Source organism: Rossellomorea marisflavi, assembly GCF_001274775.1.
GTDB lineage: Bacteria > Bacillota > Bacilli > Bacillales > Bacillaceae_B > Rossellomorea > Rossellomorea marisflavi.
Genome location: NZ_LGUE01000001.1, coordinates 161,358 through 182,229, shown reverse-complemented (window position 1 = coordinate 182,229; position 20,872 = coordinate 161,358). Strand labels below are relative to the sequence as shown.

The 20,872-nt window shown below is 49.1% G+C and carries 17 protein-coding genes; 1 reads left to right on the top strand and 16 read right to left on the bottom strand.

Translation table 11 applies throughout. The annotated features are described in order from the left end of the window. Positions 1-7: 7 nt before the first annotated feature. The 11 genes from mutM to AF331_RS00840 form a co-directional block, all read right to left on the bottom strand. On the bottom strand, positions 8-835 hold the full coding sequence (mutM, locus tag AF331_RS00890; protein WP_053426368.1) for a DNA-formamidopyrimidine glycosylase: 828 nt from the start codon (positions 833-835) through the stop codon (positions 8-10). Between the two features lie 15 nt (positions 836-850). Beyond that, the gene (gene polA / locus AF331_RS00885) at positions 851-3,481 is read right to left on the bottom strand and encodes a DNA polymerase I (RefSeq protein WP_053426367.1); all 2,631 of its coding nucleotides are present in this window, start codon (positions 3,479-3,481) and stop codon (positions 851-853) included. A gap of 215 nt (positions 3,482-3,696) precedes the next feature. Then, positions 3,697-4,632, bottom strand: coding sequence for a protease modulator HflC (hflC, locus tag AF331_RS00880; RefSeq protein ID WP_053426366.1), 936 nt, complete (start codon positions 4,630-4,632; stop codon positions 3,697-3,699). After that, the gene (gene hflK / locus AF331_RS00875) at positions 4,625-5,596 is read right to left on the bottom strand and encodes an FtsH protease activity modulator HflK (RefSeq protein WP_053427721.1); all 972 of its coding nucleotides are present in this window, start codon (positions 5,594-5,596) and stop codon (positions 4,625-4,627) included. The genes hflC and hflK overlap by 8 nt, the downstream gene beginning before the upstream one ends. Positions 5,597-5,822: 226 nt before the next feature. After that, entirely contained in the window at positions 5,823-7,610 is a 1,788-nt protein-coding gene (gene pnpS / locus AF331_RS00870; protein WP_053426365.1) for a two-component system histidine kinase PnpS, read from the bottom strand. Beyond that, positions 7,607-8,326, bottom strand: a complete 720-nt coding sequence (locus AF331_RS00865; RefSeq protein WP_053426364.1) for a response regulator transcription factor — start codon at positions 8,324-8,326, stop codon at positions 7,607-7,609. The genes pnpS and AF331_RS00865 overlap by 4 nt, the downstream gene beginning before the upstream one ends. A gap of 286 nt (positions 8,327-8,612) precedes the next feature. Continuing rightward, a complete protein-coding gene (locus AF331_RS00860; protein WP_048006329.1) occupies positions 8,613-9,089 on the bottom strand; it encodes a MaoC family dehydratase in 477 nt (158 codons plus the stop codon). 445 nt (positions 9,090-9,534) lie between these two features. Next, positions 9,535-10,473 carry a malate dehydrogenase gene (gene mdh / locus AF331_RS00855; RefSeq protein ID WP_048006330.1) on the bottom strand — a complete coding sequence of 313 codons (939 nt, stop codon included), beginning with the start codon at positions 10,471-10,473 and terminating at the stop codon, positions 9,535-9,537. A 61-nt stretch (positions 10,474-10,534) separates the two neighbouring features. Continuing rightward, positions 10,535-11,803, bottom strand: coding sequence for an NADP-dependent isocitrate dehydrogenase (gene icd, locus AF331_RS00850; protein ID WP_053426363.1), 1,269 nt, complete (start codon positions 11,801-11,803; stop codon positions 10,535-10,537). Between the two features lie 117 nt (positions 11,804-11,920). Next, positions 11,921-13,039 carry a citrate synthase gene (citZ, locus tag AF331_RS00845; RefSeq protein WP_048006332.1) on the bottom strand — a complete coding sequence of 373 codons (1,119 nt, stop codon included), beginning with the start codon at positions 13,037-13,039 and terminating at the stop codon, positions 11,921-11,923. A 367-nt stretch (positions 13,040-13,406) separates the two neighbouring features. Then, positions 13,407-13,892 carry a DUF441 domain-containing protein gene (locus tag AF331_RS00840; protein WP_053426362.1) on the bottom strand — a complete coding sequence of 162 codons (486 nt, stop codon included), beginning with the start codon at positions 13,890-13,892 and terminating at the stop codon, positions 13,407-13,409. 109 nt (positions 13,893-14,001) lie between these two features. On the opposite strand from AF331_RS00840, the gene ytvI reads away from it, so the two are divergent. Beyond that, positions 14,002-15,114 (top strand): sporulation integral membrane protein YtvI, encoded by a 1,113-nt coding sequence (gene ytvI / locus AF331_RS00835; protein ID WP_053426361.1) that lies wholly within the window; start codon positions 14,002-14,004, stop codon positions 15,112-15,114. A gap of 285 nt (positions 15,115-15,399) precedes the next feature. On the opposite strand, the gene AF331_RS00830 is transcribed toward ytvI, so the two are convergent. From AF331_RS00830 to accD, 5 genes are all read right to left on the bottom strand, one after another. Continuing rightward, on the bottom strand, positions 15,400-15,786 hold the full coding sequence (locus AF331_RS00830; RefSeq protein ID WP_053426360.1) for an FxsA family protein: 387 nt from the start codon (positions 15,784-15,786) through the stop codon (positions 15,400-15,402). 108 nt (positions 15,787-15,894) lie between these two features. Further along, the gene (gene pyk, locus AF331_RS00825) at positions 15,895-17,655 is read right to left on the bottom strand and encodes a pyruvate kinase (protein ID WP_053426359.1); all 1,761 of its coding nucleotides are present in this window, start codon (positions 17,653-17,655) and stop codon (positions 15,895-15,897) included. 30 nt (positions 17,656-17,685) lie between these two features. Further along, on the bottom strand, positions 17,686-18,645 hold the full coding sequence (gene pfkA / locus AF331_RS00820; RefSeq protein ID WP_053426358.1) for a 6-phosphofructokinase: 960 nt from the start codon (positions 18,643-18,645) through the stop codon (positions 17,686-17,688). 306 nt (positions 18,646-18,951) lie between these two features. Then, positions 18,952-19,932 (bottom strand): acetyl-CoA carboxylase carboxyl transferase subunit alpha, encoded by a 981-nt coding sequence (gene accA / locus AF331_RS00815; protein ID WP_053426357.1) that lies wholly within the window; start codon positions 19,930-19,932, stop codon positions 18,952-18,954. Further along, on the bottom strand, positions 19,926-20,795 hold the full coding sequence (accD, locus tag AF331_RS00810) for an acetyl-CoA carboxylase, carboxyltransferase subunit beta (protein ID WP_053426356.1): 870 nt from the start codon (positions 20,793-20,795) through the stop codon (positions 19,926-19,928). Before accD ends, accA begins: the two co-directional genes overlap by 7 nt. Positions 20,796-20,872: the final 77 nt, after the last annotated feature.

The following is a 20,872-nucleotide window of genomic DNA, read 5'->3' as shown; positions in this document are numbered from 1 at the left end:
TTAAATGTTAAAGGCGCTGGCAGTGGGGGCAATAATGCGTCCCTCTTCCTGCGGATACCTTCTTCTCGATCGGCGTACCGCATTGTCTGCAAGCTTCGCCATTCCTGCTGTACACATACAGGTTTTGCTGGAACATCCCCATCTGTCCCTGGGAGTTCACGTAGGAGCGGATCGTGCTCCCACCCATATCCACCGCTTCCCTGAGGGTGGCGATGATGCTTTTATGAAGATTGCCGACTTCATCACCTGTCAGGGACGATGCTTTCCGGTCGGGATGGATACTCGAACGGAATAGCGCTTCGTCGACGTAAATATTCCCGAGTCCCACCATGACGGTTTGGTCGAGGAGAACGGCCTTGACGATCCTTGAGGTTCCGGCGAACCTGCCGTGAAGATAGTCCGGCGTGAACGCTTCTTCAAACGGTTCGGGTCCAAGCTGCAGGAGGGGCAGATGAAGAAGTTCTTCCCCTTTTTTGAACAAGTGCATCGTCCCGAATTTCCGTACATCGCGGTATCTCAATTCCGTCCCATCCGTGAACGTGAATACCACATGGGTATGCTTCTCGACGGGCTCATCCTTTTGATGGAGGGCATACTTCCCCTCCATCCTCAAGTGGGAGACAAGGGAGACATCATTCAGGTAAAAGATCAAAAACTTCCCCCGCCGTCCCATCCCGAGGATTTCCTGACCTTTCAGGGAGTCGGTGAATTGAACCGTCTCGGATGGTTGCTTGATCATCTTCGGCCAGCTCACGGCCACCTCTTTGATCGTCTTTCCTACGACAAGGACCTCCAATGTCCTTCTGACTGTTTCTACTTCTGGAAGTTCAGGCACCGGTCCTACTCCTCTCTATTTGGCATCGTACCATGTGTCGCCATAGGAATAGTCCACTTTCAGGGGCACTTCAAGCTCCATTGTCTGTTCCATGACTTCCGGTACGATTTTTTCCAGGATCTCGATTTCATCCTTCGGCGCTTCGAAGATCAGTTCATCATGCACCTGAAGGAGAAGGCGGGATTTCAGATTTTCCTTTTCAAGGCGGGCTGCCATATCGATCATCGCTTTTTTGATGATATCGGCTGCACTTCCCTGAATCGGTGTGTTCATCGCTGTACGCTCCGCGAAGCTCCGCAGATTGAAGTTCCGGCTCGTGATTTCAGGAAGGTATCTCCTGCGTTTGAGCAGGGTCGTGACATAGCCTTTCTGTTTGGCATCCTGCACGATGTCTTCCATGTAATCCTTTACCCCCGGGAAGCTTTCAAGGTATTTGTTAATGAACTCACCGGCCTCTTTCCGTGAGATGTCCAGGCTCTGTGACAGACCGTAGTCGCTGATCCCGTAGACGATCCCGAAGTTGACGGCTTTGGCATGACGCCTCATATTCGATGTAACGTCTTCTTTTGCCACCCCGAAGACGTCCATTGCCGTCTTTGTATGGATATCCATATCGTTCCGGAATGCTTCGATCAGCTTTTCATCTTTGGCGATATGGGCAAGGACGCGAAGCTCGATCTGCGAGTAATCCGCTGCGAACATCACCCATCCCTCTTCTGATGGGATGAATGCCTGTCTGATTTTACGGCCTTCTTCCAGCCTGATCGGGATATTCTGAAGGTTCGGATCCGTCGAGCTGAGGCGTCCGGTCTGAGTGAGGGCCTGATTGAAACGCGTATGGATCTTCCCGGTTTCCTCATGGACCACCTTCAACAACCCTTCAAGGTATGTGGACTGCAGCTTTCCAAGCTGCCGGTAGTGAAGGATGTAGTCGATGATCTCATGCTTCGACTGCAGCTTCTCCAATACATCGGCAGACGTGGAGTAGCCGGTCTTCGTCTTCTTGATGACAGGAAGACCGAGCTTATCGAACAGGACCACGCCGAGCTGCTTGGGAGAATTGATATTGAAGCTTTCCCCTGCAAGCTCATGGATTTTCTTCTCCAGTTCAACAAGACGTTCGGCGAGTTCATCCTTCATTTCATTCAGACGATCACAGTCCACCTTCACACCGGTGTGTTCCATTTCGGCCAGGATCAGGGCGAGGGGAAGCTCAAGGTCGGTAAACAATTCTTGTTGATTGTTCTCCTCGAGCTCATCCATGCATGTCCCTTTCAAGGTCCAGAGAACGAACGCCTTCCTTGCGATGTGTTCAGACAGTACCTCAAGATCCGGTACCTTCTGTTTCGCCCCCTTGCCGAAGACCGCTTCATCCGACTTCATGCCGGCCTGTCCGTGTCCTTTGGCAATCGTGGCGAAATCCTCACTCGATTCAGAAGGATTGATGATATAAGACGCGAGCAAGAGATCGAAGTCGATTCCCTCGATTTCGATGCCTTCCCTCAGGAAGGATACGATCGTTTCTTTAGCGTTGTAGACATGCTTGACGGATTCCCCGTCCTCGGCCCACGCTTTGAAAGCTGGGGACGCTGCTGCTGTTTCCATGGAAAAGAAATAGGTTCCCTTTTCGTTGTGGAGACCGATCCCGATGACCTTGCCTGTATGATAATTATCCTCGAGCATCTCAATATAGAGGGAGCTTTCCCGCGCAAGATGATCCGCTTTGATTTCGTCCAATACCTCGAATGAAATCTCCTCTTGTTCCACCGTTTCTTCCTCGACGGTTTCACCCATTTTCTCGAGAAGGGAATTGAAGCCGAGATCCTTGAAGACGGCTTTCAGTTCCTGGGTTTCCTCCCCTTCATAGTGAAGGTCGTCGAGTCCCACATCCACCGGTGCTTCACGGAGGATCGTTGCCAGTTCTTTACTCATGATGGCCTGTTCCTTATTCTCTTCAAGCTTCTCCTTCAGCTTCTTCCCGCTCACCTGATCGATGGAAGACAGAAGCTCTTCAAGCGTTCCGAACTGCTTCAACAGTTTGATCGCCGTCTTCTCACCGACACCCGGTACGCCAGGGATATTATCCGAGCTGTCTCCCATGAGACCCTTCATATCGATGACGCGGTCGGGCGTGATTTCCCACTTTTCCTTCACGTGTTCCGGCGTATAGATTTCAAGATCCGTGATCCCTTTACGCGTGATGCACACCGTCGTTTTATCCGAGCTGAGCTGCGTCAGATCCTTGTCTCCCGAAAACACCTTCACGTCAAAGCCTTCCGCTTCGGCCCTCAGTGACAGGGTCCCGATGATATCATCCGCCTCGTAGTTTTCCTTCTCGTATCGTTTGATCCCATATGCATCCAAGAGCTCCCGGATGTAGGGGAACTGCTCCGATAGCTCAGGCGGGGTCTTTTGCCTGCCCCCTTTATATTCCTTGAATGTTTCATGCCTGAAGGTGGTCTTCCCGGCATCGAATGCAACCAGGATATGCGAGGGTTTCTCATCCTCGAGGATCCTTTGAAGCATCGTGGTGAAGCCGTAGACGGCGTTCGTATGTACACCTTTATCGTTGTTCAACAGCGGCAGGGCAAAAAATGCGCGATATGCGATACTGTTCCCATCGATCAAGACTAGTTTTTTTGACATGGCGGTACCTCCTGTACGTTCATCACATAAGGATGAACCTTCTCTATACCCATTCTACCATGACCGGGATTGAAAGGAAAAATCCCCACCCCTGACCGCCATGAGGGACACGGTGTCTAGAGCTGCCCATCGTGCTGAAAACGGGTGAGGGCCCTGGCTAACGGCTGAATTATCCCGCCTCACTAAAAAAAGCCCCCGGACAGGAGGCTCTGCGATCATTCAGTATAGCCCATCAGCAGGCGGGCATAAGGTGAATCCGATGGAAGGACGATCACCGTTTCATCGTCGATCGTCTTTTTGTAGGTTTCGAGCGTACGGTACAGATCATAGAACTCAGGGTCTTTCGAGAATGATTTATTATAAATCACCGCCGCTTCGGATTCCCCCTCAGCCCTGATCACATTGGCCTCGGTTTCCGCCTTCGCGATGAGCTCCTTCACTTCACGGTCCGTTTCGGCCGTGATGCTCTGTTTCTCCGCATCCCCCTGGGAAAGGTACTCCTGAGCCTTGGATTCCCGCTCCGAAATCATCCTCGTATAGACGGACTTCTCATTGGCCTCCGGCAGGTCGGTACGTTTGATCCGTACATCTTTGACCACCACCCCGTACTGCTGATTTTCGAGGAGTTCATTGACCTTATCGGTGATCTGGTCGTTCAGGCTCCCTCTCGAGGACTTCTCATCATTGATCACCTCTTCATATTCCAGTTTGCCAAGCTCTGCCCTGACTACGGAATAGATGAAGTCCTCCATCTTCGCTTCTGCGTTGATGACATTCCGTGCATTGGAGATCATCTTCAAAGGATCTGTGATCTGCCATACGGCATAGTTATCGATGAGCATACGCTTTTTGTCCTTTGTATTGATCTCAGCCTCGGTCACATCGGACGTCATCTGCCGCTTCGTCAACGTCGTCACCGATTGAATGAAGGGAACCTTCACCTTCAGGCCCGGTTCTTCGTCGATCCGTACCACTTCACCGAACTGTCGGACAACCTTGTATTCTCCCTCTTTCACAATATAGACGGAAGTGAAGGCAACCAAGAGAAGTGCAAGGAGTACCACCAGGAATATTCCTGTCCTGACGTAAGGCTTCCAGTCTGTCGGGGGCCGCTCTTTCTTCTCGAATTGATAGACGTTCGGATTACTCATCGGCCTTCGCCTCCTTTTCTTCCGCCTTTTCATCCGCCTTCGCTTTCCCTTCCATCGGTCGGATCGGGAAGTGCTTCAGGGTTTCCCCGTCATCCTTCATAATGTAGATCTCGGCATTCGGCAGAACGGTTTCAAGGCTTTCAAGAACGAGACGCTTCCGCGTGATATCCGGGTTGGTTTTGTATTGATCATAGAGTTTATCGAAGACGGCCACATCCCCCCGTGCCTGTTCGATCCTTGCAATCTTATCGCCCTTTGCCTTGGACATGATCGCCTTCTTCTCTCCCTGCGCTTCATTCATGCGCTGATTCTGATACTTTTTGGCTTCATTGGTTTTTGTATTCTTCATTTCACGCGCATCGGTGACGGCCGTGAAGGAGGAACGCACATCTTCGTTCGGCAGTTCCACGTCCTGCAGCTTTACACCGATGATGGAAATCCCTATATCATAGTCTTCTATCAGATTAGTCAACAGGTCTCTGACATCCCCTTCGATCTTGGCCTTTCCCGAGGTCAGTGCATCATCGATCAGCGAACTCCCGATGATGCTCCTGATGGATGAGGATGTGGCATCATAGAGAATTTCCTTCGGGTTTTCTGCATTGAAGAGATAGCCTTCCGGATCCGTGATTTTCCACTGCACAACTAGATCGGCCAGGACGATATATTCATCACCCGTGATCATTTTGGTTTCTTTCGGGAAATTTTTGATTTCCCCTTCGCTTTCTTCATATCCGAATTGAAGTGTGAACGTTTCTTTTGATAACGTTTCCACTTTTTGGATCGGCCAAGGCATCTTAAAGTGCAGGCCCGGTTCCACTACGGGATCCCCTGCCTTCCCGAATGTAAGGACAAGCGCCTGTTCCGACTCATCCACCGTGTACCATGACGTCACCAGTACCGCTATGAGGATCAGTGCTCCCACCACCATCCCCGTCACCTTATACGTTTGCTTCAAGCTCATGAAATCCCCCCATTTTGTCTGACCCATTCTACTAATCTATACGGTCCTTCCCCTGAAAAGTTTCAGGAATATTACAATGGTGGGAAAAATTCCATGCGAAAAGACGAGAACGGGGTCGGTTCTCGCCTTTTCATCAACACCTTGGATGAAGGGGTTTCACTTAGTATCGTATCACCGGTATGTTAACCGGAATTTAACACTTTGTAAATTGATTGTAAAAAAACCATCATTCCCCTTCATGGATGCCCTCATGAAATTGTTTGTTCAATAGGACCTTAAATGTCGTCCCCTGATTCAGTTCACTTTCGACTTCGATCTTCGCCTCGTGGGCCTCCAGGATGTGCTTGACGATGGCAAGGCCCAGACCGGTTCCTCCGGAGTTCCGGCTCCTTGCTTTATCAACCCGATAGAAGCGTTCGAATATACGCGGAATCTCCTCTTGTGCGATTCCGATGCCGTTATCTTTTATAGATACGAGCACATGGTTTCCTGCATCCTCCACTCCGACTTCCACGATCCCGCCTTGGGGAGTGTAGGATATCGCATTGCTGATCAGGTTGATGAACACCTGCTTTAACCGGTAGCTGTCCACCTCTGCGAGCACCGGGGATTCATTGTTCACATCCAGGGTGATGCCCTTTTCCCTGGCACGCTCGTTCAGTATGGGCAGGATCTCTTCGATGAGACCGGATATGGACTCCTTTTGAAGGGAGAGCTCGAACCCGCTCTTTTCCACTTTTGATAGCTCAAGGAGATCCTGGATCAGTGATTGAAGACGGTCGCTTTCCTTCAGGATGATGTCAAGGAAATTCCTCAAGGTGTCTTCATCCTTCATCGCCCCATCGAGGAGCGTTTCAGAGAAACCTTTGATTGATGTAATCGGCGTCTTCAGTTCATGTGACACATTGGCGACAAAATCTTTTCTCATCTGCTCGAGCTTTTTCAGTTCCGTGATATCATGGAAGACCACGACGATCCCTTTCCACACATTGTTATGCCCGATGATCGGAGCCCCGTATACCTCGTAGTGCCTCCGCTCGATCTGGTAAGGGAGAAGGATCTGCTTCCGGACCCGCTTCTCTGTCATGAAGATCTCCTCCACCAATCGATTCACCTCTTGGAAATGGATCACTTCATGATAGCGGACCTTCCGCAGCTCTTTTTCCTCTAAATCGAAAAATTCCCGGAAGGTGCGGTTGGTCAATACGATGAACCCGCGATGATCGATGAGGAGAAGGGCACTCCCCATATTTTCGATCAGGGTGGTGAGTCGGTCCTGCTGCATTTCCTGGGCATTGACCATTTCCTGGAGGTTACGGGCCAGGATATTGATCGATGAGCTCAGCATGCTGGTCTCATCGAGTCGGTCCTCGAAGGTCCTGGCACGATAATTCCCTTTCGCAAGCTCCATGGCTACATTGGTGGCCGATTCAATCGGTTTTGTATACCGTACGGTGATCCTTGATCCCAGGATGATGATCAGGACAAGGGCGAGTACGAGGGAAATCGTCAGGACCAACCAGATCTGCTGGTTCCCTTCCTCGAATTCATCCACCTCGGTACTCATGATGAGGAGTCCGTCGGATTGATTCCCTTTCTGATTGAGGGGATACCAATAGTAACGGAACTCCCTGCCTTCATCGACCACCTTCTTGTGACGGTCCTTCACATCCCAGTCATCCTTGATGGATGCGATGATCTCCTTCTGCTTCTGATTCCCCAGGGAATTCGGTCTTTTCGTATCGTCAATGACCTTCCCGTCCTCATCCAGCAGGGTGATTCGAACATCGAGAATATCGCTGAGCTCATTGATGATGGAAGGATTCGTTCCCTGGAGCGGTCCGTTTTCTTCTATTGAATTGGCAAGAAGCCTTGCTTCTTTCTGGATCCTGGAGTTCAGCGTCTCCAGATAAAAATTCTTGAAAATTTGTCCAAGTAGAAGGCCCAGCCCGATCAACACGCCGATGATAAGGGTGATGAGCGCCAGAAGAAGCTTCGTCCTATACTTGGTCATGAGGATTTCGGGCCCTCTAATTTATAGCCAAGACCCCTGATGGTCTTGATGTAAATCGGTTTCTTCGTATTGGTCTCGATTTTCTCCCGGAGATGGCTGATATGCACATCCACGATCCTTGTGTCGCCTGCAAAATCATAATTCCACACGGCGCTCAAGAGCTGGTCTCTCGTCAACACCCTTCCCCGGTTGTCTGTCAGGTAGAGAAGAAGTTCAAACTCCTTCGGGGTCAGTTCAAGGAGCTCACCTTGGAAATACGCTTCATATTGTTCAGGGTATACTTTCAGTTCTCCGACTTCCTTGTAGTCCACTTCATTACTTTCGGATTGTTCTTTCACGGCTGCGGCTGCCTGGCTTCTCCTCAGGATCGCTTTCACCCTTGCCACCACTTCACGTGGACTGAAAGGCTTCGTCATATAATCATCGGCACCGAGTTCTAGTCCCAGTACCTTATCGAACTCATCGTCCTTTGCCGTCAGCATGAGGATCGGCGTACTGATCTTGCGCTGGCGCAGTTCTTTGCACACTTCGATCCCATCCATGGATGGAAGCATCAGATCAAGGATGATCAAATCGGGTGATTCCGAGACGGCCTTATTCAAGCCTTCCTCTCCATCATGTGCCGTCATGACAGCATAACCCGATTGTTCCAGGTTGTATTTTAACAATGTTGCGATCGATTGTTCATCATCCACTACCAGAATGTTTTTGCTCATTGATTATAGGCCTCCAAGAGAATGAATTTACCCCTTCATCCATTAGCATTATGTAATTGTACTTTTATTATAATATAATTTTGCAGTGTTACCACTACTATTCGGCGTTTTGAGAATAGTCGGGCTAAATGTCCCCCTCTCCATCCGGCATTTCGGATGGGATCCATGGTGGATGCATCATCAGGAAATGTCAGGTACCATATTCATCCCACTCCCCTCTCGCCTCATATGACTGCCGGTAGTAGTTGCTACACAGCATAAAAAAACTCCCTCTAAAGGGAGCTGTTCAAAAATTTTCCAACGCGTGACTATTCATCTTTTCCAACCGATGTGGCGGGCACACGTTGATTCTTCCGGTCACGACCCTTTCATCGTCTTCATTATCTGCGGTTACTTCGATGATGACGGAATGGGCCTTCAAATCGATCTCCTTCACTTCGAACAGGAAGCGGACGGTGGCGTAGTGATAGACCGGCTTATGGAACTGAATGGATTGTTCGACGATATGCGAACCGGGTCCAGGCAGGTATTTCGAGACGGCTGATGTGATGATTCCCGTCAGCATGATGGATGGGACGATCGGCTTCTTGAAAGGCGTTTGCGATGCATAGTCGTGCTGAATATATAAAGGATTGGCATCATTCGTCAAACCAAGATAGAGAAGGAGTTCATTATCCTCGATCTTCTCTGTAAGCGTCAGCTTCTCACCAATGGTCATATCTTCGATTTTTCTTCCCGGTTTTCTTTTTTTACCCAGTAACATGGACGCACCTCCTGAATGTAAACACTTACATTTTTAAATAGTCTGTCTATTAATATAGTATCATTTCTATTGTGCCCAAACAAAGGTCTTTTTAGTAGAATTTCAAAAGCGATTCAGTGCATGAAAAAAAGGTTCGAACAAAACGAAAAAGATGCCATGAAATGACGAACACAATCGTATAGTTTCTTTATACCGCTCATGATTTCCGTGCAAGACTTCGCTTTCCGCGGGTAGCCCGTGAGCCTCCTCGGCAGGCCTGCGGGGTCTCACATCAGCTACACTTCCCGCTGGAGTCTTCGTCTTGCACTCCAATCAACCGCTAGAAACGATAGAAAAATGTTTGTGAAATAAATGAAAAACCCGAATTCATTTGCTTTATTGCAGACAAATGAATTCGGGTTTTACTGTGACTGAACCATGTTTGTTCCAGCCTAAGGTGCTAGGTTTACACCAATGCTTCCATGACGTTTTTGACGGCACTTGCCGATTGGCCGAGTGCTGTTTTCTCTTCTTCCGTCAGTTCAAGCTCGATGATCTTCTCAAGGCCGTTTCCACCAAGGATTGTCGGTACACCGAGGTAGATGCCGTCATATCCGTATTCGCCTTCGAGATAGGCGATGGCAGGGATGACGCGGCGTTGATCTTTGAGGATCGCTTCAACCATCTGAACGAGTGAGGCTGCAGGGGCATAGTAGGCACTTCCGTTTCCAAGAAGACCGACGATTTCCCCACCACCTTTGCGTGTGCGCTCAACGATGGCATCAAGGCGATCTTTCGGGATCAATGTTTCAAGCGGGATTCCGCCTGCATAGGAATAGCGGATGAGCGGTACCATGTCGTCTCCATGTCCACCAAGAACGAAACCAGTAACGTCTTTCACTGATAGATTCAGTTCTTGGGCAACGAATGTACGGAAGCGGGCAGTATCAAGCACACCAGATTGACCGATCACGCGCTCTTTAGGGAATCCGGACTCTTTGAACACCGTATAGGTCATGGCATCCACAGGGTTCGTCAATACGATGATGTAACAGTTTGGCGAGTACTTCACGATTTCCTGCGTCACGGACTTCATGACTTTTTGGTTCGTCTGAACAAGATCATCACGGCTCATTCCAGGCTTGCGGGCGATACCGGCTGTGATGACGACGATGTCAGAGTCCTTCGTATCTTCATAGTTCGACGTACCGATGATGTTCGAATCGAATCCTTGTACCGGACTTGCTTCGAGCATATCCAAAGCCTTTCCTTTGGTCGGATCTTCATTTTGCGGGATATCAACAAGTACCACATCAGAAAGTTCTTTTTGCGCAAGCATCAATGCTGTCGTGGCACCAGTGAATCCTCCACCGATTACTGAAACTTTTCTACGTTTGATTGTCATCATTGCTTCCCCCTGTTCTTATGTAAGACAGGAGCAGAACCTGCCCCTGTCAGTCAATGTATTACATATTGTCGATCAAGGCTGTACCGAACTCTGAACATTTCACTTCTGTTGCTCCATCCATGAGACGGGCAAAGTCATAGGTCACGACTTTGGAAGCGATTGTTTTTTCCATTGATTTCGTGATCAGATCTGCTGCTTCATTCCAACCGAGGTGCTCAAGAAGAAGAACGCCGGATAGGATGACAGAAGATGGATTCACTTTATCAAGACCTGCATATTTAGGTGCAGTTCCGTGTGTTGCTTCAAATATGGCATGGCCGGATTCATAGTTGATGTTTGCTCCAGGAGCAATTCCGATTCCGCCGACTTGTGCAGCCAGGGCATCCGAAATGTAGTCACCGTTCAGGTTCATGGTCGCTACAACATCGAATTCAGCAGGACGTGTAAGGATCTGTTGAAGGAAGATATCCGCGATGGAATCTTTTACGATAATTTTGCCTGCAGCTTCAGCATCGGATTGTGCTTTGTTTGCCGCATCAAGACCATCAGCATCCTTGATCTTATCGTATTGAGCCCAAGTAAATACTTTATCGCCGAATTCTTTCTCAGCAAGCTCGTAGCCCCAGTTTTTGAAGGCTCCTTCAGTGAACTTCATGATGTTCCCTTTATGGACAAGGGTCACAGACTTGCGGCCTTCCGTGATTGCATAGTTGATGGCAGCGCGCACAAGACGGCTTGTCCCTTCTTCTGATACAGGTTTGATCCCGATACCGGATGTTTCAGGGAAGCGGATCTTGTTGACGCCCATTTCATCTTGAAGGAAGCTGATCAGTTTTTTCACTTCATCAGAACCCTTTGCATACTCGATACCGGCATAGATATCTTCTGTGTTTTCACGGAAGATGACCATATCCGTATCTTCAGGACGCTTCACCGGTGAAGGTACACCTTCGAAGTAGCGTACAGGGCGAAGACATGTGAACAGATCAAGCTCTTGACGGAGTGCTACGTTCAATGAACGGATTCCGCCTCCTACTGGAGTGGTCAGTGGTCCTTTGATGGCGATGAAGTATTCGCGGATCGCTTCAAGCGTCTCTGCAGGCAACCATTCACCCGTTTTGTTGAATGCTTTTTCACCTGCATATACTTCTTTCCATTCGATCTTGCGCTCACCGTTGTACGCTTTTTCAACGGCTGCATCAAGGACGCGCTGGGAGGAAGCCCAGATGTCGGGACCTGTTCCGTCTCCTTCGATAAATGGTACGATCGGATGATTCGGGACGTTCAGTTGGCCATTCTCATTCGTGATTTTTTCAGCTTGTGTCATGTATGTACCCTCCATTTACTCATTATCAAAGGGAACAACGCCCATCGCAGTGAGCATGTCATTCCCTTTATCTATTACTATTACACCAATATTTTGAGTGTTTGTAAATATCGGAGATTAACCTCTTTCGCTTACCGGTACGTATTCTTGCTTTCCAGGCCCGATATAATCGGCACGAGGACGGATCAGACGATTGTCGGAATATTGCTCAAGGATATGTGCAAGCCAGCCCGATACCCTGCTGACCGCAAAGATCGGCGTGAACAGATCATGATCGATCCCTAGGCTGTGATAGACGGAAGCAGAATAGAAATCGACGTTCGGTGGAAGATCCTTCTTCGACGTGAATGTTGCATCCACCTTCTCGGAGATTTCGTAGTATTTGCCTTGGCCCGTCAACTCGGTGAGGCGCTTCGACATTTCCTTGAGATGCTTGGCACGAGGGTCACCTTGACGATAGACACGGTGTCCGAAGCCCATGATTTTTTCTTTCTTCTCCAGCTTATCAAGGACGTACTCTTCAGCTTTGTCGACGCTTCCGATTTCAGTAAGCATCTTCATGACCTGTTCATTCGCACCACCGTGAAGCGGGCCTTTCAACGCGCCGATGGCCGCCGTGACACCAGAATAGACATCTGATAGAGTGGCAACGCATACACGGGCCGTGAAGGTGGACGCATTCAATTCGTGGTCGGCGTGAAGGACGAGGGCTTTGTTGAACGCTTCGATTTCAACAGGCTCAGGCGTTTTGCCGTTCAGCATATACAGGAAGTTCGCCGCAAAGTTCAAGTCCTTGCGAGGGGCAATCGGTTCCTGCCCGTTACGGATGCGGGCGAATGACGTGACGATCGTCGGGATCTTCGCCTGCAGGCGCACAGCTTTCATGTAGTTTTCCTGTGGATCCATCACGTCAGCCTTGTCATCATACAGGCCAAGCATGGATACCGCTGTCCTGAGTGCTGCCATCGGGTGGACTTCCTTCGTGTTGTACATCTTGAAATGCTCGATTACCTCAGGTGGTAGAGCTGCATTCTCTGCAAGCAGGTTGGATAGCTCTTCCAACTCTCCTGCAGTAGGAAGCTTAAGATGCCACAATAAGTAGATAACCTCTTCGAAACTAGCATTATTTGCTAGATCGTCGATATTGTAGCCTACATATGTAAGAGTGTCATCAATGATGGAACTGATGGATGACGTAGTAGCTACAATTCCTTCTAATCCGCGAGTCGCTGTCATAATAATCTCTCCTTTGTTTAATTACTTCTACCCATTTCCCTATGAGCTTAAAACCCTAGCCTTCGCCGTGCGAAAGGCTTCAGGATCTTTAAAAGAACGATTGACCGTGAAATGAGCGATTGCTCACCCAGCCAGCAAAAAATGATTCCCCGCCACATCTTTGTCATATTATGACGATCCGTGAGCTTGGGATACGCTTACATTTCCTATTATAAACAATACTCAGACTTTTGTGAATGAAAACGCATTAATTTGTACAAAATATTTTTCTAGTAAAATAAACCACTCCGATTTTCCCACGTGTGGCACGCCTCATCACCATAGGAAAAAGCCCCGTCCCTGATGGGATGGGGCTTTCACACCTTCTCTATACAATCATTTCATACAGCTTCATGGCAAGGTAGGCAATCCCCGCTCCGATAAGGGGACCTACAGCGACTCCCTTGAATACGGCAACGGCAATGACGGTACCAAGCACAAGTGCCGTCGTGATGTGGGGATCGTTCTCGAGGAGGGTCAAACCATTCTTGGCAATGATGGCCACAGCCATCCCGGATATCAACGCAATCCAGGCATACGGGGACTTCATGGATGAAATAAGATCCTTGAAGCCGATCTCACCCGTGGCGATGGGGGCAAGTACGGCAATCGTGATGATCGTCACACCCCAGTTGATCCCTTTTCCTGATATGGTGCTGAAAATCTTCTCGTCCGCTCCCACGACCCTGAGGATGATCAATACGGCCGATGCAATGATGATGGATTGGTTCTTGGCAACGAACCCGATCCCTAATAATAGCAGTAAAAATAATAAAGGCTGGGACAAGCCATCCTTCCTCCCCTCTATCTCCATTCAAACGTTATCCTACCATACCAACAGCTGTTAACAAACCGCGTTGAAAACTATCTTTCCGTTCTTACCTGGATTAAAATAGAATAGAATAGCTTTAGGAGGGATGCCGTTGAACCTGGAGTATTTATATCGTTTTATTCGCTTTCTCATTGTCATAGCAATTGTGAGCCTTGCGTTCATTGCCCTGTTCTACATATGGAAACTCGCTTACCCTTTTGTCATTGCCATTGCGATCGCCTTCTTGATGAACCCCCTGGTCAATGTTCTTGAAAAAAAGGCAAGGTTTCCGCGCATTTGGGCCGTGACCCTTTCCCTGCTCATGATTGTATCAGCTTTTGTCGGATTAATCACCCTGCTTATTGCGGAAATTGTCTCTGGAGCCAATTATCTGGCAGAAGTTTTGCCTAAACATGTCGAAACCCTCGTGGATTACGGAGAGGATGTCATAGCCGGCAAAGTCATGCCGTTCTATGAGCAGGTGTCCGGTTTATTCAAGAACCTCGACGAAGGACAACAGGATACGGTCTTGGAAAATATACAGGCGGCAGGGACGAGGATCGCCACTTCTGCAGGGGACTTTCTGCAAAACTTCTTCACGAGGCTCCCACAGCTCGTTTCGTGGATCCCGAATGCTGCCACTGTCCTGATTTTCTCTGCACTGGCCACCTTCTTCATCAGTAAGGACTGGTATACATTATCCTCGAGAGCGGAACGGTTCATTCCCGGGAAAGCCATGACGAGCGGCAGGAAGGTCATTGTCGACTTGAAGAAGGCATTGTTTGGATTTATCAGGGCACAGTTCACCCTGATTTCCATCACGGCCATCATGGTGCTCATAGGGCTCCTGATCCTGAAAGTCGATTACGCCATCACCATTGCACTGGTGACGGGGCTTGTGGATCTGATGCCCTATCTTGGTACAGGAGTCGTATTCGTCCCATGGATCGCCTATGAATTCATCACGGGGAATGTGGGGCTCGGGATCGGATTATCCGTCCTCTATGTGGTCGTGATTGTCCAAAGGCAGATCATGGAGCCGAAAATCCTTTCTTCAAGCATCGGACTCGACCCGCTTGCGACACTTGTGGCTTTGTTTGTCGGCTTCAAGCTCATCGGTTTCCTCGGACTCATTGTCGGCCCCATTGTCCTTGTCATCGGCCAGACGCTGCACCGGGCGGGCGTGTTCAAGGACACTTGGCGATTCATCATCGGGGAAAAATGATAAGAGGCCGGGACCATACTCAAAAGGTACGATCTACTGACGGACACGATCAGTATCGGTTCCTTATATCGCCATAATCCGCTTTCCGCGGGTAACCCGTGAGCCCCCCGGCAAGTCTGCGGGGTCCCAACATCTGCTTGGCCTCGTCTTGCACTCCAATCAACCGCTGGAAACGATGATGGTCATGAAACAAAGTAAAAACCCGAATTCATTTGCCTGCGATAAGCAATTGGATTCGGGTTTTACTATGGCTAAAACACGTTTGTCCCAGCCTCTTTTACACGATTAGCGATAGATGATGACATTCCGGTTCCTTCCCCATCTCCTGAACAGCTTGAAGAGGACAGGCTTGACCATGCTGCGCGTCGGCGGCAGCAACAGGATGATACCGAGTAAGTCCGAAACGAATCCCGGGAGGATAAGGAGGAGGCCGCCTGCTGCAATGCAGAGGCCATCCGTTACGTGTCCACCGGGCATTTGCCCGCTTTGGATATCCTGCTGGACTTTCCGGATCGCATCGAGACCCTGCTTCTTAGCAAGGAACGCCCCCAGGACTCCCGTCAGGATCATAAGGGAGATGGTAGGGAAAGCTCCGATCAGATGACCCGACCAGATCAACAGGCTGATTTCAACAAACGGAAAGATGATGAGGGAAGCGAGAATGTATTTCATGAATGGATTCCTCCAGACGATTTATCGTTTCACCCAGTATAGCACAGGTTTGGCCGGAACCCATACAAAAAGGCCGGAACCAACATTTGGTTCCGGCCGTTCGATGGATTAAAGGATGCTTGCCTGACCGTTGTAAACAACGCCGCGAGTCGCATCAACCGTGATTTCCTGTCCATCCTGGAACAATGAAGTAGCGTTTTCCACTCCAACGATCACTGGGATGCCGAGGTTGATTCCCACTACGGCTGCATGGCTAGTCAATCCGCCTTCTTCCACAATCAATGCTGAGCATTTCTCGAGGGCAGGCATCATTTCTTTATCCGTTCCGATTGTAACGAGGACTGAGCCTTCTTTTGTCTTACTTACCGCTTCTTCAGCAGATGAAGCAACGACCGCTTTACCGAATGCAGATTTGCGTCCGATTCCTTGACCTTTTGCTACGATGTCACCGACAACGTGAATCTTCATAAGGTTTGTTGTACCGGATTCTCCGATTGGAACACCAGCCGTGATGACAATCAGGTCGCCATGTTTAGTCATACCGGAATTCATGCTCTCATCGACTGCCATTTGAAGCATTTCATCCGTTGTGGAAGCCTTTTGACCCATGGTAGGGAATACACCCCATACAAGTGCCAATCTCCTTGTAACGGAATCATCGCTTGTGACGGCAACAATCGGCGCCTTCGGACGGTATTTCGAGATCATACGTGCTGTATGTCCGCTTTCCGTAGGAGCAACGATCGCATTCACGTCAAGGTTGATGGCTGTATGAGCAACGGATTGTCCGATGGCATCGGTCATGTTGTGCTCACAATCTTTGATGCGTGCAGACAGGATGGCGCTTGAATCAAGGGCCTGCTCCGCTCTTGAAGCGATGTTGTGCATAGTCTGAACGGCTTCGACTGGATAGCTTCCTGCTGCCGTTTCCCCTGAAAGCATGATGGCATCCGTGCCATCGAAGATCGCATTGGCTACGTCACTTGCTTCCGCACGTGTCGGACGTGGGTTGCGTTGCATGGAATCAAGCATTTGAGTAGCTGTGATGACCGGTTTACCTTGTGCGTTACATTTCTTGATGAGCATTTTCTGTACAAGTGGTACTTCTTCAGCAGGGATCTCAACACCAAGATCTCCACGTGCAACCATCAAACCGTCGGATACTTCAAGGATCTCATCGATATTATCGACGCCCTCTTGGTTTTCGATTTTAGGAATGATGTGGATATGGCTTGCATTATGCTCTTCAAGGAGCTGACGGATCTCGAGGACGTCAGACGCACGGCGAACGAATGAAGCCGCGATGAAATCAATCCCCTGTTCAATACCGAAGATGATGTCGTTGGCATCTTTTTCAGTGATTCCAGGAAGATTCACTGAAACGCCCGGTACGTTGACACCTTTTTTGTTTTTAAGGGCACCGCTGTTGTTGATGACCGTATGAATTTCACCGTTTGCTTTATCGATCTTAGTGACTTCAAGTCCGATCAAACCATCATCAAGAAGGATTTTGGAGCCTTCATGTACATCATCGATCAAGCCTTCATACGAAACGGAGAACTTGTCTAGTGTACCGACGACTTCTTTCATGGAAACGATGATGTTCTTGCCTTTTTCAAGTTCAAGGCCGCCGTTTTCCATTGTGTGCGTACGGATTTCAGGTCCTTTTGTATCAAGGAGGATCCCGATATTCTTGCCGGCTTTTGCAGCAGCTTCACGGATGTTGATGATCCGTTGTCCATGCTCTTCAAAGTCACCGTGAGAGAAATTCAGGCGTGTTACATTCATTCCAGCGTCGATAAGCTGTGACAGTTTCTCTACGCTTTCACTGGCAGGTCCGATCGTACATACAATTTTTGTTTTTCTCATTTTGTTACCTCCTGGGTTTGTACTTCTTTATTAGATAGAAAGTTCTTTGGAAAGATTATACATCTCAAGGTCGATATGGTGTGGTTTGGCCAATGCTTCAATGATATCATAATCAACAAGCTGGTTCTTTTCGATCCCGACAGCACGCCCGCCATTCCCACTCACAAGCAGCTCCACTGCTTTGGCACCGAGCCTGCTTGCAAGCACACGGTCAGATGCAGTCGGGGTTCCACCGCGCTGGATGTGGCCGAGGACAGAAACGCGTGTATCCATGCCGGTTGCTTCCTTGAAACGGTCGGCAAATTCGTTACCTGACATGACGCCTTCGGCCACGACGATGATGCTGTGTTTCTTTCCGCGCTCCTGGCCTTTATTCAGACGCGTGATCACATCGTCCATATCGAATTTCTCTTCAGGGATGAGGACGGTTTCCGCACCACCTGCAAGACCAGACCAAAGGGCGATATCGCCTGCATTGCGTCCCATGACTTCAATGATGAATGTACGCTCATGTGACGTCGCCGTATCACGGATTTTATCGATGGCATCGATGACCGTATTCAGCGCCGTATCAAAGCCGATCGTATATTCCGTACCCGGGATATCGTTGTCGATCGTACCCGGAACGCCCACGCATGGATACCCCCACTCAGTCAGGGCCTTGGCTCCTTGATAGGATCCATCTCCACCGATGACGACAAGCCCTTCGATCCCGAACTTCTCGAGCTGTTCGATCCCTTTTTTCTGGCCTTCCTTCGTCTTGAACTCCTCACAGCGTGCCGTGTAGAGCATCGTGCCCCCACGGTGGATGATATCACCGACGGAACCAAGCTCAAGCTTTTGAATATTCCCGTTGATCAAGCCGTTATATCCTTGATAAATCCCGTAAACTTCAACATCCATGAAAATTGCTTTACGGACGACGGCGCGCACTGCGGCGTTCATCCCTGGCGAATCTCCGCCACTTGTTAGTACACCAATCTTTTTCACTTCAATCACCTCTTGAGTTATATGCATATCTATGTAAAAAGAACATACGCATTTGTTAATGCTTTCACATATTTCAGGAAAATGGTAAATGTGCCAATCTCCCTACTTATTATGGTCCAATGATACAAGGTTTATTTCTAAAATACCATGAAGAATAGCGGTTCTCAACTAGTTCCGCCCCCTCGGTGCAAAAGACGAAATGTTCACTTAAATGAAACCGATTAAAATCCCTTTTTATGTCATATTTCATCCTGAAAGAGAAAAGGACCGACAAAAGTCTTTATCCACTTTGTCAGTCCGCATTCTTTATGATTTTACCCCGATACGATCATTTAAAACAGTATACTCACCAATTGCCTTAAATTTATCATAACGATGCTGGACGAGCTCCTCTTTAGACATAGAGATCAGCTCTTTGAGGGATTGTTTCAATACGGCTTCGATCTTCTCGGATTGGGTTTTGACATCTTTATGTGCCCCGCCTTTGACTTCTTCGATGATTTCATCGACGATGCCCAGTTCCTTCAGATCCGGTGCCGTGATCTTCATAGATTCTGCTGCTTTTTTGGCTTGGGTGGCATCCTTCCAAAGGATGGCTGCCGCGCCTTCCGGGGAGATGACAGAGTAGGTGGAATTCTCCAGCATGTGGATATGATTCCCGACCCCGAGTGCAAGGGCACCACCGCTTCCCCCTTCGCCGATGACGATGCAGATGACAGGGACGGTCAGACCGGCCATTTCAACCAGATTCCTGGCAATGGCTTCGCTTTGACCCCTCTCCTCAGCTGCTTTACCGGGGTATGCGCCCTTTGTATCAATGAAGCAGATGATCGGACGATTGAACTTATCGGCCTGCTTCATGAGGCGAAGCGCTTTGCGGTACCCTTCAGGATGAGGCATCCCGAAATTGCGCCTGATGTTTTCCTTCGTATCTTTCCCCCGCTGGTGGCCGATGATGGTCACGGGCACACCGTGGAAACGACCGACTCCGGAAACGATGGCTTCATCATCACCATATGTCCGGTCACCGTGCATCTCCATGAAATCAGAGAAAAGATTCTCGATATAATCGAGGGTGGTGGGACGATTCGGGTGGCGGGCGACTTGAACCCTTTCCCACGGTTTCATATTCTCATAAATATCCTGCTCAAGCTTTTGAAGCCTGTTTTCAAGTTTTTCGATTTCGTTGGAAAGATCCACGTCTGAGTCTTTCGTGAACTCCTTCAGCTCGGAAATCTTCTTCTTCAGCTCGAATACGGGCTTTTCAAATTCCATTTCATTTACCATGAGAGGTCACCGTCCCACTGATGTAGATCAACTAAAGTACCGATTTTATCTTTCAGGTCCAGCCTGTTCAACACGTCATCAAGCTGGCCATGTTTCAAGAGGAATTCAGCCGTCTGGAAGTCTTCAGGAAGATCTTCGCGGATCGTCTGCTCGATGATCCGGCGACCGGCGAATCCGATGAGTGCACCCGGCTCTGCAAAGTTATAGTCACCGACGGATGCGAAGCTCGCCGACACCCCACCGGTGGTAGGATGGGTCATGATGGAGATGAAGAGTCCTCCATTATCACTGAACCGCTTCAGGGCGACACTTGTTTTGGCCATCTGCATGAGGGAAAGGACCCCTTCCTGCATCCTAGCCCCACCTGAAGCCGTGAAAATGATGAATGGGACCTTTCTCTTATCTGCTTCTTCGACCGCCCGCGTGATTTTTTCCCCGACGACAGATCCCATGCTTCCCATGCGGAAGCGCGAATCCATGATGGCAAGGACGATCTCATTGCCATTCACCTTCCCGCTTCCTGTCAGCACGGCTTCGTTCAAATCTGTCTTTTGACGGTCTTTATCAAGTTTCTCCAGATAATCAGGGAACCCGAGTGGATTGACGGATGCAAGCTCACGATCGAGTTCGGTGAATGTCCCTTCATCGATGAAGCTGTCCACCCGTTCATGGGAGCTCATGCCATGGTGATACCCACAATGGAGACAGACCTTGAGGTTTTTCTGGAGCTCTTTCGTGTACATGATCTTCTTGCATTCCGGGCATTTTGTCATGATTCCTTCCGGTACATCATGTTTTGCCCCTTCGGAAGGGATTGTTGCGTATTTCCGTTTTTTCGGTTTATTAAATAGTTCCTTCAGCAAGGCTAAAACCTCCTTAACCAATTACAGACATCCCCTGGCCACCACTCAGTGACGGGCAGGAGATGACTGCCTTATCT